This window comes from Streptomyces solincola (assembly GCF_002982015.1).
GTDB classification, from domain to species: Bacteria; Actinomycetota; Actinomycetes; order Streptomycetales; family Streptomycetaceae; genus Streptomyces; species Streptomyces solincola.
This window is the reverse complement of the sequence record NZ_PVLV01000160.1, coordinates 1-15,430: the sequence shown is the minus strand read 5'-3', so window position 1 is coordinate 15,430 and position 15,430 is coordinate 1. Positions and strand designations below refer to the sequence as shown.

Genomic DNA, 15,430 nt, shown 5'->3' with positions numbered 1-15,430 from the left:
AGATGTGTATAAGAGACAGGGCTCATCGGACGGCTCCGGAGGTCGGGGCGGCAGGGGCGGCGGCGGTCGCGGCGGTCGGGGTCATCGGACGGCTCCGGAGGTCGGGGCCGCATCGGCGGCGGCGGGCGCGGTCCCGCCCAACCCGGCGGACCCGGCCTGCGACCCCCGGGCGATCCGCGTGGCGAGCGCGTGCTTGCAGGGACCGCGCCGGCCCCGGTACTCGGCCCACCACGGGCAGGTGCAGCTCAGCACCCCTCCCGGGGACGTGCGGACCTGGTAGCGCAGCTCCCCGGACCGCACGTGCGCGACGCCGCCGGCGCCCAGGGCCACCGCGTCCCGCGCGACCAGGGCGCGGGCGGCCACCAGCCGCGGGTTGTGCCGCTCGGCGCGCCCGGCCTCGTACGGCAGCTCCCGGTGGAAGTAGGCGGCGTCGGCGATGTCGTAGCCGACCCGGCCGGCCGTGCCGAGGCGGACCAGCGCGGCGCGCACCCGGGCTGTGCTCAGCCCGGACTGCTCGGCCAGCTCGGCCGGGTCGATCCGCGGCTCCCAGGCCAGCAGCACCGAGACCAGCTCCGCGTCCGCGGCCGCCTCGTCGGTGGCGAGAGCCTCCAGCACCCCGCCCTCCCCGGAGAAGCCGCGCGCGGCGTCCGGCGACAGGGTCAGGGTGAGCCGCATCCCGGGCAGCGCCACCTCCCAGGCGCTGGCTGCCGCCGCCCCGTCGACCGCTCCGGGAGGCCCGTACACCCGCAGCGCGGTGGCGTGCCGCAGCACCCGCTGGAGCGCGGCCAGCCGCTCGGGGCCGGGCAGGCAGACGGCGCCGGCGGCCGGCCGGGTGGTGGGCCGCAGGGGGCGCCCGGCCGGGACGACCCACATCGGCCCGCGGCCCGCGCCCGGCCCGGAGGAGCGGGGCAGGGCGCGCAGGAAGCGCACCGCCTCGGCGGCGCTCAGCTCGGCGCGCTGCTCGAAGCCGGCCGAGACCACCTGGGACTCGGCGAAGCCGCGCAGCCAGCGGTCCGGCAGCGGCACCTTCTTCTCCACCACCGGTCCGTCCAGGGCGGTCACCGCCAGCTCGTCCGGGCCGACCCGCAGGTGCATCGGCTCGTCCCCGGCGAGCCGGGACAGGGCGTCCCGCAGCGGGTTGTTGACGTCCACGTTGGTCGTGCCGTGACCGGTGTCGGCGCCGTCCAGCCCCTCGCGCAGCACGTCGAGCCGGGCGTACACCCCGCAGCAGCCGGAGAACGACTCGAACCGCAGCCGGTCGCCGTTCCCGGTGACCACCGGATCCAGCGAGGACCGCAGGGTGCGCTGGTGGTAGCGGGCCGAGGCCACGTCGGCGACGGCCAGCAGCCCTCGGGCGGCCGCCTGCGGCGAGGTCAGGAAGCCGGCGAAGAAGCCGGGGTGGGCCTCCGCGCCCAGCGGTGTCGTCCCGCCCGCGGTCTCCAGACCGAGCGCGGTGCGGCCGTCCCCGGCGACCAGGGCGGACGGGCGTGCGTAGGCGAATGCCTGTACGGATCGGCTCATGGTCGAAACGCTAGGGCCCCCCACTGACAACGCCTCCGACCAGCGCGAGGGGCGGTGACCGGGCCCACCGGTCACCGCCCCTGAGACACTGTCAGCCCCGCCGCCGTCAGTCGAGCTGCCGTCAGTCAGGCCACCGCCAGCCGAGCCGCCGTCAGGCGAAGAGCCGGCGGCCGTGCCTCACGCCGGCCGCAGCCACACCGTCGCCAGCGGCGGCAGGGTCAGCCGGATGCCGTCGGGCGTGGTCTTCACCGGCTCGGCGTTGCGCACGTCGCTGCCGCCGAAGCGGGCCTCGTCGGTGTTGAGCACCTCCGCCCACTCCGCGGCCGCGTCCTCCGGCACCCAGAGGCGGAAGTCCTCGCGCACCACCGGGCAGAAGTTGCTGACCGCCAGGAGGGGAGCGCCCTGGGCGTCGTAGCGGAGGAAGGCGAAGACGTTGTCCTCTGCGCCGTCGCCCAGCGACCACTGGAAGCCGCGCGGGTCGGTGTCCCGCTCCCAGAGCGGCGGGGTGGCCGTGTAGACCCGGTTCAGCTCGGCCACCAGGGCCTGCATCCCGCGGTGGTCGCCGGCCGAGTGGTAGTCGTCGGAGGTCAGCCACCACTCCGGGCCGTGCGCCTCGGACCACTCGGAGCCCTGGGCGAACTCCTGCCCCATGAAGAGCAGTTGCTTGCCCGGGTGGGCCCACATGTAGCCCAGGTAGGCGCGCTGGTTGGCGCGCCGCTGCCACCAGTCGCCGGGCATCTTGGTGACCAGCGAGCTCTTGCCGTGCACCACCTCGTCGTGCGAGATCGGCAGCACGTAGTTCTCGCTGTAGGCGTACACCATCGAGAAGGTCATCTCGTTGTGGTGGTACTTGCGGTGCACCGGCTCCTTGGAGACGTAGACGAGGGAGTCGTGCATCCAGCCCATGTTCCACTTCAGCCCGAAGCCCAGGCCCCCGGAGTCGGTGGGGCGGGTCACGCCCTCCCAGGCGGTGGACTCCTCGGCGATGGTGACCACGCCGGGGCAGCGGCGGTAGACGGTGGCGTTCATCTCCTGGAGGAAGCCCACCGCGTCGTAGTTCTCCCGGCCGCCGTGCTCGTTGGGCAGCCACTCGCCGCCCTCGCGGGAGTAGTCCAGGTAGAGCATCGAGGCGACCGCGTCCACCCGCAGCCCGTCGATGTGGAACTCCTGGCACCAGTACACCGCGTTGGCGACCAGGAAGTTGCGCACCTCGGTGCGGCCGTAGTCGAACTCCAGGGTGCCCCAGTCGGGGTGCTCGGCCCGGCGCGGGTCGGGATGCTCGTACAACGGGGTGCCGTCGAACCGGGCCAGCGCCCAGTCGTCCTTGGGGAAGTGCGCCGGCACCCAGTCCACGATCACGCCGACGCCCGCCCGGTGCAGGGCGTCCACCAGGAAGCGGAAGTCGTCCGGCGAGCCGAGCCGGGCGGTCGGCGCGTAGTAGGAGGTGACCTGGTAGCCCCAGGACGGGGTGAAGGGGTGCTCGGAGACCGGCATCAGCTCCACATGGGTGAAGCCCAGCTCCTTGACGTACTTCGGCAGCTCCACGGCCAGTTCGCGGTACGTCAGGCCCGGCCGCCAGGAGGGCAGGTGCACCTCGTAGACGGAGAACGGGGCCTCGTGGACGGGGCGGTCGCCGCGATGCGCCATCCACTCCTCGTCCTGCCAGGTGTAGTGCGAGGCGGTGACGATCGAGGCGGTCTCCGGCGGGCACTGGGTGCGCCGGGCCATCGGGTCGGCGCGCATCGAGCGGCCGCCGTCCGGGCCGACCACCTCGAACTTGTACAGCTCGCCCTCGCCGAGGCCGGGCACGAACAGCTCCCACACGCCGGTGGAGCCCAGCGAGCGCAGCGGCAGCCCGCTGGCCCCGTCCCAGTAGTTGAACGCCCCGACCAGGCGCACGCCGCGCGCGTTGGGCGCCCACACGGTGAAGCGGGTGCCGGCCACCCCCTGGTGGACCATCGGCTCCGCGCCGAGCGCCTTCCACAACTCCTCGTGCCGGCCCTCGCCGATCAGGTGCAGGTCCAGCTCGCCGAGCGCGGGCAGGAAGCGGTACGGATCGTCAGCCTCGACGCTCGCCCCGTCCGGGTAGGAGACGTGCAGCCGGTAGTCGGGGACGGCGGTGAGGCCCGGCAGCACGGCGGAGAACAGGCCGTCACCCTCGTCGTGCAGCTCGGTGCGGCGGCCTTCCGCCACCACCGCGACCCCCGTCGCGTACGGGCGCAGCACCCGCACCGCGAGCCCGCCGGCCGTGCCGGCCGTGCCGGCCGTGCCGTCGACGGGGTGGGCGCCCAGCAGCCCGTGCGGGTCGTGGTGCTCGCCGGCCAGCAGCCGGCCCCGGTCGGCGGCGTCCAGCCGGGGCGCGGGAGTGGTGGACTCGGCGCTGGTACGGGGCTGGGGCGGCGTCCCGGCGGGCGCGGCCGGCAGCGGCGCGGACTGGGGCAGCGGAGCCCGGGTGTCGGGCGCCACCGGCCCCTTGGCGGGCGGCCGCTTGGCCGGCGCGGCCTGCGGCGGCGCGGCCTGCGCGCCCTTGGCGGCCTGCTCGGCCGGGGGAGCGGGATTGCGGGAGGGGCGACGGGGGGTCACGGGGAAGTGCCTCCTTCAGGGGCGTCTTCGCATCGTCGGGTGCTCGGTTCACTGGGCAGGGGCCGGCCGGCGCCCCGGGTCGCGGGGCGGGCGGTCAGCCGGCCCGTTCGGGTGCCGCGGACTGCGCGGCCAGGCGTCGGATCGCCGCCATCGGCACCGGCAGCCAGTCGGGGCGGTGCCGGGCCTCGTACAGCACCTCGTACACCGCCTTGTCGGTCTCGTAGGCCCGCAGCAGCGCCGGTTCGGCCCGCGGATCGGTCCCGGCGGCCTCGGCGTAGCCGGAGCAGTAGGCGTCCCGGCAGCGCTCGGCCCACGCGGCCGGGCTCGGGGCGCCGTCCGCGCCGGGCGATCCCGGGGACTGGGGGAGGGAGGCGGCGGCATAGTCGAAGGAGCGCAGCATGCCGGCCACGTCCCGCACCGGCGGCTGGGGGCGGCGCCGCTCGGTCAGCGGCTTCGCGGGCTCGCCCTCGAAGTCGATCACCGACCAGGAGCCGTCGGGGGAGCGCAGGGTCTGGCCCAGGTGCAGGTCGCCGTGGACCCGCTGGGCGCGGCAGGCGAGGTTGTCCTCGGTGCAGTCGCCGACCGCGTCGAAGGCGGCCCGCAGCCCGGGGACGTACGGCAGCAGCGCGGGCACCGCCTGGGCGGCGGCCTCCAGCCGGCGGTTCATCCCGTCCACCAGGTGCTCGGCGGCCGGCCGGCCGAGGGCGACGGTGGGCAGCGCGGCGGCGAGCGCGGTGTGCACCTCGGCGGTGGCCCGGCCCAGCGCGCGGGCCTCCTCGGTGAACTCCCGCCCGGCCGCCAGCGCGTCCAGGGCGAGCTGCCAGCCGTCCTGCGAGCCGCGCAGGAAGGGCTGGAGGACGCCGAGGGTGCTGGCCTCGCCGCCCCGGCCGCTGCCGCCCGTCTCGTACCAGGCGACCGGCGCGGGGACCCGCTCGCAGCCGGCCCGCGCCAGCGCCAGCGGCAGCTCCAGGTCCGGGTTGGCGCCGGACCACACCCGGCGGAAGACCTTCAGGATGAAGGCGTCGCCGTAGACGAGGGAGGAGTTGGACTGCTCGGCGTCCAGCACCCGGGGCGTGAGGCCGTCGGGGATGAGCGCGGTACGGGCGAAGCGCAGCGGACCCAGCGGGCCGGGAGTGCGCAATCGTTCCATCAGCAGGGCGGCCAGGCGCGGGTCGCTCAGCCCCTCGTACACCGTGCGGCCGGCCAGCGGCCCGTCGGCCACCCGGCCGATCCGGGCGTGCGCGAGCCCCGGCGGCAGATGGGTGCGCACGCCCAGCAGGAGCTGGTAGCAGTCGCCCTGGGCGCCACCGCCGCCGTTCGGTCCGGGCTGCTGCACCCGCACCAGCAGATGCACCAGGCCGGGCCCCGTGGTGTCGACCGGCAGCAGCTCGGTCGCCGACACCAGCGTGAAGCCGGTGACCGGCCGCCCCTTGCCGGCGAACCACCGCTGGCGCGGCAGCCACTCGTGGAGCAGCGGGACGAGGGAGGGGAGCAGGGCGACGGGGGCCCGGGCGGTGGATGCGGTCTCCGACATGGCAGCGCGTCCTTTCCCCGGGCACTACGAAATGCACAGAACGTGCAGAGTGTCCCGGAATGCGGCGAGTGCTGTCCGGCTGTGCGGGACGTGTCGGGCGGGGGACAGTCCAGAAAGACCCGAATCGACGTACGCAGGAGACGTGCCTGGGCCCTGCGCGCGTACGCCCCGCCTCCACACCTACCCCCATCCCCGGTGACCAGTCGCGGAGTTGGGGGCCCGGCGCCCTTCCCCTCCGAGAGGGGCGCCGGGCTGCTCCGATCGGACTACGCCGGCTTGCGGAGCGGGCTGAGCGGGTCGCCGGCGGGCCGGCGGACGGCCGTGGCGGGCGGGGCGCCGGGGGAGGCGGCCGCGCCCGGTGCGGCGCCGACCGGCGGGACGCCCGGGGTGGGCGGCACCGGTCCCGGGGGCCGGGTCCCGGCCTCGGTGACGGTGCGCCCGGCGGCCGTCTTCTTCACGGTGTCCTTGCGCAGCCGGAACCAGTAGAAGCCGTGCCCCGCGAGGGTGAGCAGGTACGGCAGCTCGCCGACGGCCGGGAAGCGCACCCCGCCGATCAGCTCCACCGGGTGCAGCCCGTCGAACTGGCGCAGGTCCAGCTCGGTGGGCTGGGGGAAGCGCGAGAAGTTGTGCACGCACATCACCAGGTCGTCGCCGTACTCCCGGAGGAAGGCGAGGACGGCCGGGTTGGACGACGGCAGCTCGGTGTACGAGCCGAGACCGAAGGCCGGGTTCTGCTTGCGGATCTCGATCATCCGGCGGGTCCAGTGCAGCAGCGACGACGGGGAGGCCATCGACGCCTCCACGTTGGTCACCTGGTAGCCGAAGACCGGGTCCATGATCGTCGGCAGGTAGAGCCGGCCCGGGTCGCAGGAGGAGAAGCCCGCGTTGCGGTCCGGGGTCCACTGCATCGGGGTGCGCACCGCGTCGCGGTCGCCGAGCCAGATGTTGTCGCCCATCCCGATCTCGTCGCCGTAGTACAGCACCGGCGAGCCGGGCAGTGACAGCAGCAGCGCGGTGAACAGCTCGATCTGGTTGCGGTCGTTGTCCAGGAGGGGCGCCAGGCGCCGCCGGATGCCGATGTTGGCGCGCATCCGCGGATCCTTGGCGTACTCCGCGTACATGTAGTCGCGCTCCTCGTCGGTGACCATCTCCAGGGTCAGCTCGTCGTGGTTGCGCAGGAAGATGCCCCACTGGCAGCCCGCCGGGATCGCCGGGGTCTTGGCCAGGATCTCGGAGACCGGGTAGCGCGACTCGCGGCGCACCGCCATGAAGATGCGCGGCATCACCGGGAAGTGGAACGCCATGTGGCACTCGTCGCCGCCGGAGGCGAAGTCGCCGAAGTAGTCGACGACGTCCTCCGGCCACTGGTTGGCCTCGGCCAGCAGCACGGTGTCCGGGTAGGCCGCGTCGATCTCCTTGCGGACCTGCTTGAGGAAGGCGTGGGTGGCCGGGAGGTTCTCGCAGTTGGTGCCTTCGACCTGGTACAGGTACGGCACCGCGTCCAGGCGGAAGCCGTCGATGCCCAGGTCCAGCCAGAACCGCAGCGCGGACATGATCTCCGCCTGCACGGCCGGGTTCTCGTAGTTGAGGTCCGGCTGGTGGGAGAAGAACCGGTGCCAGTAGTACTGCTTGCGCACCGGGTCGAAGGTCCAGTTGGACGTCTCGGTGTCGACGAAGATGATCCGCGCGTCCTGGTACTGCTTGTCGTCGTCCGCCCAGACGTAGTAGTCCCCGTAGGGGCCGTCCGGGTCGCTGCGCGACTCCTGGAACCACGGGTGCTGGTCGCTGGTGTGGTTCATCACGAAGTCGATGATCACCCGCATGCCGCGCTGGTGGGCGGCGTCCACGAACTCCACGAAGTCGGCCAGGTCGCCGAACTCGGGCAGTACCGAGGTGTAGTCCGAGACGTCGTAACCGCCGTCTCGGAGCGGGGACTTGAAGAACGGCGGCAGCCAGAGGCAGTCGACCCCGAGCCACTGAAGGTAGTCCAGTTTGGCGGTGATCCCCTTCAGGTCGCCGACGCCGTCGCCGTTGCTGTCCTGGAAGGAGCGGACCAGCACCTCGTAGAAGACGGCGCGCTTGAACCAGTCGGGGTCGCGGTCCTTGGCGGGGGTGTCCTCGAAGGTGTCGTGGACGGGCTCGTTGACGATCATGATGTGGGTGACCCTCCGGTCGGCGGGGACGGTCGCAGGACGAGGACGTGCGCGGGCGTGTCGCCCGGCTCCAGGCGCAAGTAGTTGGTCCTGCCCCAGTGATAGGTCTCGCCGGTGAGCTCATCGCGCACCGGCACGGTCTCGTGCCAGTCGAGGCCGAGCTCCGGCATGTCCAACGACACCGTCGCCTCGTGGGTGTGGCGCGGGTCGAGGTTGACGACCGTCAGAACAATGTTCGAGCCCGAACGCTTGCTGAACGCGATGACGGCGTCGTCGTCGACGTGGTGGAAGTGGACCGAACGCAGTTGCCGCAGCGCGGCGTTGCGCCGGCGGATCCGGTTGAGGTCGGTGATCAGCGGGGTGATCGTGCGCCCCTCGCGCTCGGCCGCCTCCCAGTCCCGCACCCTGATCTCGTACTTCTCCGAGTCGAGGTACTCCTCGCCGCCCGGCTTCAGCGGCGTGTTCTCGCACAGCTCGTAGCCGGCGTACATGCCCCAGGTCGGGGACATCGTGGCGGCCAGCACCGCGCGCACCGCGAAGGCGTTGCGGCCCCCGTGCTGGAGGTAGCCCGGAAGGATGTCCGGGGTGTTCACGAAGAAGTTCGGCCGCATGTAGGCGGCCGTCTCCTGCGACAGCTCGGTCAGGTACTCGGTGAGCTCCTGCTTGGTGTTGCGCCAGGTGAAGTAGGTGTACGACTGCTGGAAGCCGACCGCCGCCAGCGTGCGCATCATCGCGGGCCGGGTGAACGCCTCGGCCAGGAAGATCACGTCCGGGTCGGTCTTGTTGACCGCCGCGATGACCTTCTCCCAGAACACCACCGGCTTGGTGTGCGGATTGTCCACCCGGAAGATCCGCACCCCGTGCGACATCCAGTGCCGCAGCACCTTCAGGGTCTCCCGGACGATGCCGCGCATGTCCTGGTCGAAGGCGATGGGGTAGATGTCCTGGTACTTCTTCGGCGGGTTCTCGGCGTACGCGATGGAGCCGTCGGCCCGGTGGTGGAACCACGCCGGGCGCTTCGCCACCCACGGGTGGTCCGGCGAGCACTGGAGCGCGAAGTCCAGGGCCACCTCCATCCGCAGCTCGCGGGCCCGGGCCACGAAGGCGTCGAAGTCCTCGATGGTGCCGAGCTCCGGGTGGATCGCCTCGTGGCCGCCCTCGGCCGAGCCGATCGCCCACGGCACGCCCGGGTCGTCGGCGGTGGGGGTGAGGGTGTTGTTGCGGCCCTTGCGGTGGCTGAGCCCGATGGGGTGGATCGGCGGCAGGTACACCACGTCGAAGCCCATCGCGGCGACCGCCGGCAGCCGCTCGGCGGCGGTGCGGAAGTTGCCCGAAACCAGTCGCCCGTCCTCCTCGCGGGCCCCCTCGGAGCGCGGGAAGAACTCGTACCAGGAACCGAACAGCGCCCGCTCCCGCTCCACCTGGAGCGGCAGCGGGCGCGAGGAGGTCACCAGTTCGCGCAGGGGGTGGGCGGCCAGCGCCGCCACCGCCTCCGGCGCGTACACCGCCCCCAGCCGCTCCTCGGGCGCCAGCCTGGCGTCCCGCAGGGCGTCCACCACGGCGAGCACCGCCTCGCGGCCCTCGTTCTTGGGCACCCCCTCGGCGGCCCGCTCGTGCAGCGCCGCGCCCTCGGCGAGCACCAGCTCGGTCTCGATGCCGGCCGGGATCTTGATGCCGGCGTGGTGGCGCCAGGTGGCGAGCGGATCGCTCCACGCCTCCACCGCGTAGGTCCAGCGGCCCTCCGCGTCCGGGGTGACCTCGGCGCCCCATCTGTCGGTGCCCGGGGCCAGCTCGCGCATCGGGGTGAACGGGCCGGGCCGGCCCGTCGGGTCGGTCAGGACGACGTTGGCGGCGACCTCGTCGTGTCCCTCGCGGAACACGGTCGCGGTGATCTGGAAGGTCTCGCCCGTCACCGCCTTTGCGGGCCTTCTCCCGCAGTCGACCAGCGGGGAGACGTCGAGGACGGGAATGCGACCGATCTGCGGATTCACGGCATCACCTGATGGTTGCTTGCGGGGTAGCGCTCTTTGTAACCGCTCCGTTGGCGCGGAAGGCGCCGCCGGTGTCGCCGCTCCCGGTCGCGTTCACTCGGGTGGGCGGGTACCGGTTGAGCCTTCCCATACCTTCCGGATGTTCAACACGGTGATTTGTTAACTCTTTTGGCCGATCCGGAGGGGCGATAACCGGCCCCGTTCGGGTGAAGTTCACCGCCCGGTTCGTGCTCGGGTGTGTCAGGTGGCGTTCAGGTGAGCGGCTGCGGCGGTATGCGGACCGCCCAACCCCCGGGAAACCGGCCATCCCTCGCCTCGTGTGGCCGACACGCCGTCAGCCGCCGGTTTCTCGCGCCCGCCGCACCCCGCGGCGTACGCGCGCCCGGGTCCGCACGCACCGCCCCCCCACCGCGTCCACCTGCCGCCCCGTCATCCGGCGGGCGCGTTGCGGCCAGTGCGCCGTGGCCCCCGGAGGCGGCCGCCGACTACCGTGCGGGGGGTGAAGGCGGACGCACACCGTGGTGCGTCCGCCCGGATCCGTACCTGTCCTGCGAAGGTGGAACACGTGAAGGCAATCCGTCGATTCACCGTGCGCCCCGTACTCCCCGAACCCCTCCGACCGCTCAGCGACCTCGCCCGCAACCTGCGCTGGTCCTGGCACGCCGAGACCCGCGAGCTGTTCCGCGCCGTCGACCCCGACAACTGGCGGGCCGCCGGTGGCGACCCCGTGCGGGTGCTCGGCGCCGTCCCGGCCGGGCGGCTCACCGAGCTGGCCCGCGACGAGCAGTTCCTCGCCCGGCTCGCCGCCGCCTCCGCCGACCTCGACGACTACCTCGGCGGCGAGCGCTGGTACCAGCAGCACACCGGCGGCGACGCGGCCGGCCTGCCCGCCGCCATCGCCTACTTCTCCCCCGAGTTCGGCGTCACCGCCGCCCTGCCGCAGTACTCCGGCGGCCTCGGCATCCTCGCCGGCGACCACCTGAAGTCCGCCTCCGACCTCGGCGTCCCGCTGATCGGCGTCGGCCTGCTCTACCGGCACGGCTACTTCCGCCAGTCGCTGTCCCGGGACGGCTGGCAGCAGGAGCACTACCCGCTGCTCGACCCCAACGAGCTGCCCGTCACCCTGCTCCGCCAGGCCGACGACACCCCCGTCCGCGTCCACCTCGCCCTGCCCGGCGGACGCAGCCTGCACGCCCACATCTGGGTCGCCCAGGTCGGCCGGGTGCCGCTGCTGATGCTCGACTCCGACGTCGAGGAGAACGGCCCCTCCGAGCGGGACGTCACCGACCGGCTCTACGGCGGCGGCAGCGAGCACCGGCTCCTTCAGGAGATGCTGCTGGGGATAGGAGGTGTCCGGGCCGTACGGGCGTACTGCGCGCTCACCGGTCACGCCGCCCCCGAGGTGTTCCACACCAACGAGGGCCACGCCGGCTTCCTCGGCCTCGAACGCATCCGCGAACTCCAGCAGGACGGCACCGGGTTCGACGCCGCCCTGGAGACGGTGCGGGCCGGCACCGTCTTCACCACGCACACCCCCGTGCCCGCCGGCATCGACCGCTTCGACCGCCACCTGGTCGCCCGGCACTTCGGCGAGGGCGCCGAGCTTCCGGCCGTCGACACCGAGCGCATCCTGGCCCTGGGCCGGGAGACCTACCCCGGCGGCGACCCGAACGTGTTCAACATGGCCGTCATGGGGCTGCGCCTGGCCCAGCGCGCCAACGGCGTCTCCACCCTGCACGGCGCGGTCAGCCGCGAGATGTTCGCCGGCCTGTGGCCCGGGTTCGACCCCGAGGAGGTGCCCATCACCTCCATCACCAACGGCGTGCACGCACCCACCTGGGTGGCGCCCGAGGTCCGCGCGCTCGGCGCCCGGCACATCGGCGCCGCCCGCGCCGAGGAGGCCCTGACCGTCGGCGGCTCGCTGCGCTGGGACTCCGCCGCCGACATCCCCGGCGCCGACATCTGGGCGCTCCGCCGCGACCTGCGCGAGCAGCTCGTCGCCGAGGTCCGCACCCGGCTGCGCGCCTCCTGGCGCGAGCGCGGCGCCGGCTCCGCCGAACTCGGCTGGATCGACACCGTCCTCGACCCGGACGTGCTCACCATCGGCTTCGCCCGCCGCGTCCCCTCGTACAAGCGGCTCACCCTGATGCTGCGCGACCGCGAACGCCTCACCCGGCTCCTGCTGGACCCCGAGCGCCCGGTGCAGATCGTGGTCGCCGGCAAGGCGCACCCCGCCGACGACGGCGGCAAGCGCCTGGTCCGCGAGCTGGTGCGGTTCTCCGACGACCCCCGGGTGCGCCACCGGATCGTCTTCCTGCCCGACTACGGCATGGGCATGGCCCAGAAGCTCTACCCGGGCTGCGACGTCTGGCTGAACAACCCGCTGCGCCCGCTGGAGGCGTGCGGCACCTCCGGGATGAAGGCCGCGCTCAACGGCTGCCTCAACCTCTCCGTGCTGGACGGCTGGTGGGACGAGTGGTTCGAGCCGGACTTCGGCTGGGCCATCCCCACCGCCGACGGGCACGGGCTGGACGAGGACCGCCGCGACGACCTGGAGGCGAACGCCCTCTACGAGCTGATCGAGCAGCGCGTGGCCCCCCGGTTCTACGACCGGGACGCCGACGACCTGCCCGAGCGCTGGATCGAGATGGTCCGCCACACCCTCGCCGACCTGGGGCCCAAGGTGCTCGCCGGGCGGATGGTCCGCGAGTACGTGGAGAAGCTGTACGCCCCGGCCGCCCAGGCCCACCGGGCGCTGGACGTGCCCGGCGCCGCCGAACTGGCCGCCTGGAAGAGCCGGGTGCGCGCCGCCTGGCGGGACGTGGCGGTCGACCACGTCGAGGTGGACGAGGCGTCCGGCGTGGCCGAGCTGGGCGCCACCCTGGGCCTGCGCGTCCGGGTCGCCCTCGCCGATCTCACCCCCGACGACGTCGAGGTGCAGGCGGTGGCCGGCCGGGTGGACGCCAGCGACAAGCTGGCCGACGCCCAGACCGTGCCGCTCAAGCCGGCCGGCGGCCCCGACCAGCAGGGCCGCTGGGTCTACGAGGGGCCGCTCACCCTGGACCGCACCGGACCGTTCGGCTACACCGTGCGGATACTGCCCACCCACCGCCTGCTGCCGGCCGGCGCGGACCTGGGCCTGGTCGCGCTGCCCACCGAGGCGACCGGCGAGGGCGCGGGCGTGCTGATGCGCTGACGCACACCCGCGCCGTACGGCGTACTCCGCCGTACGCCGGGTGAACGGGCGAGCCGCCCGGGGACGTGAGTCCCCGGGCGGCTCGCCTGCCGCTCTCCGTTCTGTCCTCTCCGTCCTGCGCTCTTCCCGGGCCTACGGGAAGGTCAGCTTGAAGTTGTTGATGTAACCGGTGTCCTGCGCGGCCCGGTCCTGGACGCGGAGCTTCCAGGAGCCGTTGGCGACCTCGCTGGAGGCGTTGACCGTGTAGGTCGCCTTCACGTTGTCCGCCGAGTCCGAGGAGCTGTACGGCTTCAGGTTGTAGACCGAGCCGTCCGGGGCCACCAGGTCCACGACCAGGTCACCGCGCCAGGTGTGGACGATGTCCACGTCCACCTTGAGGGCGGCGGGGGCGTTGCCGGTGATGCCGGTGACGTTGACCGCCGAGGTGACCGCCGCGCCGTTGTCCGGGATGGACACGTCCGCGGTGTTCTCGAACACCTTGCCGGTGCCCGGGTCGCCGCCGCCGGGACGGGAGCCGACCGCGATGCCGGCCCAGGCGTTCTCCACGGCCTTCACCTCGGCGCTGCCCGCGCCGTACAGCTCGGTGGCGACCGCGACGGTGCCGGTCCGGGCGCCCGCGTAGTTCGTCGTGGAGTTGAACTTGGTGGTCAGCGCCTTGTACCAGATCAGCGCGGCCTTGTCCCGGCCGATCGGGGAGACGGGCAGGCCGTCGGAGGTCGGCGAGTCGTAGTTGACGCCGTTGACCGTCTTGGCGCCGCTGCCCTCGGAGAGCAGGTAGAACCAGTGGTTCGCCGGGCCCGAGGAGTAGTGGACGTCCACGTTCCCGATACCGGAGTACCAGTAGTCCTTGGACGAGCCGTCCTTGCTCGGCTTGTCCATGTAGCGCAGCGGGGTGCCGTTGCCGCGGATGTCGATCTTCTCGCCGACCAGGTAGTCGCCCTTGTCCTGGGCGTTGTTGGCGTGGAACTCCACCGCCGCGGCGAAGATGTCCGAGGTCGCCTCGTTCAGGCCGCCGGACTCGCCGCTGTAGACCAGCTTGGCGGTGACCGAGGTCAGACCGTGGGTCATCTCGTGCGCGGCCACGTCGATCGAGGTCAGCGGCTTGGTGTTGCCCGCGCCGTCGCCGTACGTCATGCAGAAGCAGCTGTCCTGCCAGAACGCGTTGACGTAGGCGTTGCCGTAGTGGACCCGGGAGTACGCGCCGACGCCGTCGCCGCGGATGCCGGAGCGTCCGTGCACGTTCTTGTAGTAGTCCCAGGTGAGCGCCGCGCCGTAGTGGGCGTCCGCGCCGGCGGTCTCCGCGTTCTGCGGGGTGCCGTCGCCCCAGACGTCGTCCGGGCCGGAGAACAGCGTCCCGGTGCCGGAGGTGCCTCGGTTGAGGTTGTACGTCTTGTGGTTGCCGCGCGCGGTGTCGGTCAGGTTGAACGACGACCCGCTGCCGCTCGTCCCCAGGGTGACCTGGCCGCTGTACTGGGTGTTGCCGGTGCCGTTGTGCACCGCCTGCCACTCGAACAGCTTGGCGCCGGTCGCCGCGTCGGTGACCACGTGCAGCTCGTTCGGGGTGCCGTCGTGCTGGAGCCCGCCGACGACGGTCTCGTACGCCAGGACCGGCTTGCCCGAGGCCAGCCAGACCACCTTGCGGGGCGCCTGGGAGGCCTCCTTGGCCTTGGAGCCCTCCGCCCTGGCGGCGCCCAGCGCCTGCTTCTCGGCGGCCGCCGGGGCGATCTCCGCGGTGGTGTCGACCCCCTTCAGCTCCGCTCGGGACGCCTTGGAGACGCCCTCGGTGGCGCCGGCCTTGGTCTCGCTGACGACCAGGTCGCCGCCGAGCACCGGAAGGCCGGCGAAGGTCCGCTCGTAGCGGGTGTGGGTGGTGCCGTCGCGGTCCTGGACCACGTCCCGGACGACCAGCTTCTCCTGGGCGCCGAGCTTCAGCTCCTTGGCCGTCTCCGCCTTGTCGGCGTCGGCGGCCTTGATCAGCGCGGTGCGCTGGGCGGGCGAGAGGACCGCGGGCAGCGCGCCCGGGTCGGCGTTGCCGGCGGCCTGCGCCTTCGGCGCGGCCTGGGGGGCTTCGGCGGTGGCCGAACCGGTCTGGACGCCGACGGCGAGCATGGCCGCGGCGGCGATCAGAGCACCGGTCGCGGTGGCGCGGCGGCTTGGCGTGGGTCTCACGCGGACTCCTTCGAGCGAGGGGGGTGGCCTGGCACGGCTGGGGGTGGCCGGCCGGGACGGAGCGACCCGTCGACGAACCGCGGACGAACAGAAGAACGCGGATCGAACGGGTGGTGCGCGGAACGGCGAAAGAGTGGCAGCCGCCACACCGCCCTGTCAGGAGCGCGTCAACAAGTTGGCCGGAAATCGTTCGTTGCCCGAAGTGCCGTGTTCGTTAACCGGACGTTTCCGCCGTGTGCACGGGAATCCCGCTCTGCGCCCCGATCGCCGTGCCCCCCAGGCC

General features: G+C 73.1%; 6 protein-coding genes and 1 pseudogene. 1 reads left to right on the top strand and 6 read right to left on the bottom strand.

The window, feature by feature from the left end; translation table 11 throughout:
* Positions 1–81 precede the first annotated feature (81 nt).
* From C6N75_RS12415 to C6N75_RS12395, 5 genes and pseudogenes are all read right to left on the bottom strand, one after another.
* The gene (locus tag C6N75_RS12415) at positions 82–1,521 is read right to left on the bottom strand and encodes an SWIM zinc finger family protein (RefSeq protein WP_105868935.1); all 1,440 of its coding nucleotides are present in this window, start codon (positions 1,519–1,521) and stop codon (positions 82–84) included.
* A gap of 177 nt (positions 1,522–1,698) precedes the next feature.
* The gene (gene glgB, locus C6N75_RS12410; protein WP_105868934.1) at positions 1,699–4,104 is read right to left on the bottom strand and encodes a 1,4-alpha-glucan branching enzyme; all 2,406 of its coding nucleotides are present in this window, start codon (positions 4,102–4,104) and stop codon (positions 1,699–1,701) included.
* A 94-nt stretch (positions 4,105–4,198) separates the two neighbouring features.
* Complete coding sequence (locus C6N75_RS12405) at positions 4,199–5,638, bottom strand: maltokinase N-terminal cap-like domain-containing protein (protein WP_105868933.1); 1,440 nt, start codon at positions 5,636–5,638, stop codon at positions 4,199–4,201.
* A gap of 461 nt (positions 5,639–6,099) precedes the next feature.
* Positions 6,100–7,791 (bottom strand): annotated as a pseudogene (gene treS / locus C6N75_RS12400) (maltose alpha-D-glucosyltransferase); the annotation flags it as partial.
* Positions 7,788–9,782 carry an alpha-1,4-glucan--maltose-1-phosphate maltosyltransferase gene (locus C6N75_RS12395; RefSeq protein ID WP_105868932.1) on the bottom strand — a complete coding sequence of 665 codons (1,995 nt, stop codon included), beginning with the start codon at positions 9,780–9,782 and terminating at the stop codon, positions 7,788–7,790. The pseudogene treS and the gene C6N75_RS12395, both read right to left, overlap by 4 nt.
* A 565-nt stretch (positions 9,783–10,347) precedes the next feature.
* Here C6N75_RS12395 and glgP point away from each other — a divergent pair.
* Entirely contained in the window at positions 10,348–12,978 is a 2,631-nt protein-coding gene (gene glgP / locus C6N75_RS12390; RefSeq protein WP_105868931.1) for an alpha-glucan family phosphorylase, read from the top strand.
* Between the two features lie 132 nt (positions 12,979–13,110).
* Here the strand turns inward: glgP and C6N75_RS12385 are convergent, their stop codons facing one another.
* Positions 13,111–15,147, bottom strand: coding sequence for a M4 family metallopeptidase (locus tag C6N75_RS12385; RefSeq protein ID WP_105868930.1), 2,037 nt, complete (start codon positions 15,145–15,147; stop codon positions 13,111–13,113).
* Between the last annotated feature and the right edge of the window lie 283 nt (positions 15,148–15,430).

Coding starts and splice junctions, on each gene's coding strand:
- C6N75_RS12415 (WP_105868935.1), bottom strand. CDS start 1,521: ATGAGCCGATCCGTACAGGCATTCGCCTACGCACGCCCGTCCGCCCTG.
- C6N75_RS12405 (WP_105868933.1), bottom strand. CDS start 5,638: ATGTCGGAGACCGCATCCACCGCCCGGGCCCCCGTCGCCCTGCTCCCC.